Source organism: Mycobacterium sp. NGS39 (assembly GCF_059812765.1).
On the sequence record NZ_JCALDH010000023.1, the window covers coordinates 1 to 5,067 of the forward strand.

The 5,067-nt window shown below is 57.5% G+C and carries 2 rRNA genes; both read left to right on the forward strand.

Going from position 1 to position 5,067, the window contains the following annotated elements:
• The first annotated feature begins 132 nt into the window (after positions 1-132).
• Positions 133-1,670, forward strand: a 16S ribosomal RNA gene (locus AC5Y39_RS21125).
• Between the two features lie 308 nt (positions 1,671-1,978).
• Positions 1,979-5,067 (forward strand): 23S ribosomal RNA (locus AC5Y39_RS21130); the annotation flags it as partial.

Sequence of the window (5,067 nt, forward strand, 5' to 3'; positions counted from 1 at the left end):
CGGGTGTGTTGTTTGAGAACTCAATAGTGTGTTTGGTGGTTTTTGTTTGTTGTTTTTTGTTTTTGCCATGCTCTGACGTCCCCGTGTTGGGGTGTGGTGTTGTTTTGCCAGATGTTTCTCTGGACGGTTTTTTGTTTGGAGAGTTTGATCCTGGCTCAGGACGAACGCTGGCGGCGTGCTTAACACATGCAAGTCGAACGGAAAGGCTCTTTCGGGAGTGCTCGAGTGGCGAACGGGTGAGTAACACGTGGGTGATCTGCCCTGCACTTTGGGATAAGCCTGGGAAACTGGGTCTAATACCGAATACACCCTGCTGGTCGCATGGCCTGGTGGGGGAAAGCTTTTGCGGTGTGGGATGGGCCCGCGGCCTATCAGCTTGTTGGTGGGGTGATGGCCTACCAAGGCTTCGACGGGTAGCCGGCCTGAGAGGGTGTCCGGCCACACTGGGACTGAGATACGGCCCAGACTCCTACGGGAGGCAGCAGTGGGGAATATTGCACAATGGGCGCAAGCCTGATGCAGCGACGCCGCGTGGGGGATGACGGCCTTCGGGTTGTAAACCTCTTTCACCATTGACGAAGCCGCAGCGTGTGTTGTGGTGACGGTAGGTGGAGAAGAAGCACCGGCCAACTACGTGCCAGCAGCCGCGGTAATACGTAGGGTGCGAGCGTTGTCCGGAATTACTGGGCGTAAAGGGCTTGTAGGTGGTTTGTCGCGTTGTTCGTGAAATGCCACAGCTTAACTGTGGGCGTGCGGGCGATACGGGCAGACTAGAGTACTGCAGGGGAGACTGGAATTCCTGGTGTAGCGGTGGAATGCGCAGATATCAGGAGGAACACCGGTGGCGAAGGCGGGTCTCTGGGCAGTAACTGACGCTGAGGAGCGAAAGCGTGGGGAGCGAACAGGATTAGATACCCTGGTAGTCCACGCCGTAAACGGTGGGTACTAGGTGTGGGTTTCCTTCCTTGGGATCCGTGCCGTAGCTAACGCATTAAGTACCCCGCCTGGGGAGTACGGCCGCAAGGCTAAAACTCAAAGGAATTGACGGGGGCCCGCACAAGCGGCGGAGCATGTGGATTAATTCGATGCAACGCGAAGAACCTTACCTGGGTTTGACATGCACAGGACGCGTCTAGAGATAGGCGTTCCCTTGTGGCCTGTGTGCAGGTGGTGCATGGCTGTCGTCAGCTCGTGTCGTGAGATGTTGGGTTAAGTCCCGCAACGAGCGCAACCCTTGTCTCATGTTGCCAGCGCGTGATGGCGGGGACTCGTGAGAGACTGCCGGGGTCAACTCGGAGGAAGGTGGGGATGACGTCAAGTCATCATGCCCCTTATGTCCAGGGCTTCACACATGCTACAATGGCCGGTACAAAGGGCTGCGATGCCGTGAGGTGGAGCGAATCCTTGTCAAAGCCGGTCTCAGTTCGGATCGGGGTCTGCAACTCGACCCCGTGAAGTCGGAGTCGCTAGTAATCGCAGATCAGCAACGCTGCGGTGAATACGTTCCCGGGCCTTGTACACACCGCCCGTCACGTCATGAAAGTCGGTAACACCCGAAGCCAGTGGCCTAACCGGTTCGCCGGAGGGAGCTGTCGAAGGTGGGATCGGCGATTGGGACGAAGTCGTAACAAGGTAGCCGTACCGGAAGGTGCGGCTGGATCACCTCCTTTCTAAGGAGCACCACGTGAAGTGCCGGCGCATCGGGTGTCGGTATGTCGTGAGGAACCCTGCGTTGTAGTGGCGCCGGGTTGGGTGCGCAGCAAGCGAAGTCGTCGGTCGGGGATTATTGGTGCCGGCGCTCACCGAACACACTGTTGGGTCCTGAGACAACAGGCCCGTTTGTGCCCCCGGGTGGGGGTGGGTTGTTGTCGCCTCGCTTTGGTGGTGGGGTGTGGTGTTTGAGTGTTGGATAGTGGTTGCGAGCATCTAGCGAAAGGCTGAAGTTTAGTCTTTGTGCTTTTTGTTGAGTGTTTTGTGTGTGTAAGTGTGTTAGGGCGCATGGTGGATGCCTTGGCATCAGGGGCCGATGAAGGACGTGGGAGGCTGCGATATGCCTCGGGGAGTTGTCAACCGAGCGTGGATCCGAGGATGTCCGAATGGGGTAACCCGGCACGAGTGATGTCGTGTCACCCACTGCTGAATGTATAGGCAGTGGGGGGGAACGCGGGGAAGTGAAACATCTCAGTACCCGTAGGAGAAGAAAACAAGTGTGATTCCGTTAGTAGTGGCGAGCGAACGCGGAGGATGGCTAAACCGCGCGCATGGTGATACCCGGCGGGGGTTGTGTGTGCGGTGTTGTGGGGTTTGTGGTCTTGGGTCCGCCGGCTCAAGCGGCAGTCAGAAAATGATGTGTTAGTCGAAGTGGCCTGGGATGGTCTGTCGTAGAGGGTGAGAATCCCGTAGGCGAAAGCATGTCATCTGTTGTCACAAATACCCGAGTAGCAGCGGGCCCGTGGAATCTGCTGTGAATCTGCCGGGACCACCCGGTAAGCCTGAATACTTCCTGATGACCGATAGCGGATAAGTACCGTGAGGGAATGGTGAAAAGTACCCCGGGAGGGGAGTGAAAGAGTACCTGAAACCGTGTGCCTACAAGCCGTCAAAGCCTCCGTGGTGGGGTGATGGCGTGCCTTTTGAAGAATGAGCCTGCGAGTCAGGGACATGTCGCGAGGTTAACCCGGGTGGGGTAGCCGCAGCGAAAGCGAGTCTGAAGAGGGCGTATCCCCTGTTGTGGGGGTGTAGTGGTGTGTTCTGGACCCGAAGCGGGGTGATCTACCCATGGCCAGGGTGAAGCGCGGGTAAGACCGCGTGGAGGCCCGAACCCACTTAGGTTGAAGACTGAGGGGATGAGTTGTGGGTAGGGGTGAAAGGCCAATCAAACTCCGTGATAGCTGGTTCTCCCCGAAATGCATTTAGGTGCAGCGTCGCATGGTTCTTGTTGGAGGTAGAGCTACTGGATGGCCGATGGGCCCTACTAGGTTACTGACGTCAGCCAAACTCCGAATGCCGACAAGGTTCAGTGTGGCAGTGAGACGGCGGGGGATAAGCTCCGTGCGTCGAAAGGGAAACAGCCCAGATCGCCGGCTAAGGCCCCTAAGCGTGTGCTAAGTGGGAAAGGATGTGCAGTCGCGAAGACAACCAGGAGGTTGGCTTAGAAGCAGCCACCCTTGAAAGAGTGCGTAATAGCTCACTGGTCAAGTGATTGTGCGCCGATAATGTAGCGGGGCTCAAGCACACCGCCGAAGCCGCGGCAAATTCACCGTCAGGTGGGTTTGGGTAGGGGAGCGTCCCCATTTCGGTGAAGCAGCAGAGTGATCTGTTGTGGAGGGGTGGGGAGTGAGAATGCAGGCATGAGTAGCGATAAGGCAAGTGAGAACCTTGCCCGCCGGAAGACCAAGGGTTCCTGGGCCAGGCCAGTCCGCCCAGGGTGAGTCGGGACCTAAGGCGAGGCCGACAGGCGTAGTCGATGGACAACGGGTTGATATTCCCGTACCCGTGTGTGGCCGTCCATGCCGAAGCAGAGGTACTAACCATCCAAAACCTCACCGACCGTGCACCCTTCGGGGTGTGTGGCGGTGGGGGGCTGCGTGGGATCTTCTCTGGTAGTAGGTAAGCGATGGGGTGACGCAGGAAGGTAGCCGTACCAGTCAGTGGTAACACTGGGGCAAACCGGTAGGACGACATCTAGGCAAATCCGGATGTCACAACAGTCCGAGAGGTGATGCATAGCCGGATGAGGTGAATTCGGTGATCCTATGCTGCCGAGAAAAGCCTCTAGCGAGGACACACACGGCCCGTACCCCAAACCGACACAGGTGGTCAGGTAGAGAATACCGAGGCGTACGAGAGAACTATGGTTAAGGAACTCGGCAAAATGCCCCCGTAACTTCGGGAGAAGGGGGGCCCGCACTGGTGAACCACCTTGCGTGGGGAGCTGGTGGGGGTCGCAGAGACCAGTGAGAAGCGACTGTTTACTAAAAACACAGGTCCGTGCGAAGTCGCAAGACGAGGTATACGGACTGACGCCTGCCCGGTGCTGGAAGGTTAAGAGGACCCGTTAACCCGCAAGGGTGAAGCGGAGAATTTAAGCCCCAGTAAACGGCGGTGGTAACTATAACCATCCTAAGGTAGCGAAATTCCTTGTCGGGTAAGTTCCGACCTGCACGAATGGCGTAACGACTTCTCAGCTGTCTCAACCATAGACTCGGCGAAATTGCACTACGAGTAAAGATGCTCGTTACGCGCGGCAGGACGAAAAGACCCCGGGACCTTCACTACAACTTGGTATTGGAGTCCGATACGGTTTGTGTAGGATAGGTGGGAGACTGTGAAACCCGCACGCCAGTGTGGGCGGAGTCGTCGTTGAAATACCACTCTGATCGTATTGGGCTTCTAACCTCGAACCCTGAACCGGGTTCAGGGACAGTGCCTGGCGGGTAGTTTAACTGGGGCGGTTGCCTCCCAAAATGTAACGGAGGCGCCCAAAGGTTCCCTCAACCTGGACGGCAATCAGGTGGCGAGTGCAAGTGCACAAGGGAGCTTGACTGCAAGACGGACATGTCAAGCAGGGACGAAAGTCGGGACTAGTGATCCGGCACCCCCGAGTGGAAGGGGTGTCGCTCAACGGATAAAAGGTACCCCGGGGATAACAGGCTGATCTTCCCCAAGAGTCCATATCGACGGGATGGTTTGGCACCTCGATGTCGGCTCGTCGCATCCTGGGGCTGGAGCAGGTCCCAAGGGTTGGGCTGTTCGCCCATTAAAGCGGCACGCGAGCTGGGTTTAGAACGTCGTGAGACAGTTCGGTCTCTATCCGCCGCGCGCGTCAGAAGCTTGAGGAAACCTGTCCCTAGTACGAGAGGACCGGGACGGACGAACCTCTGGTGCACCAGTTGTCCCACCAGGGGCACCGCTGGATAGCCACGTTCGGACAGGATAACCGCTGAAAGCATCTAAGCGGGAAACCTTCTCCAAGACCAGGCTTCTCACCCATCCAAGTGGGATAAGGCCCCCCGCAGACCACGGGATCAATAGACCAGACCTACACACGCAGCAATGCGCACAGGG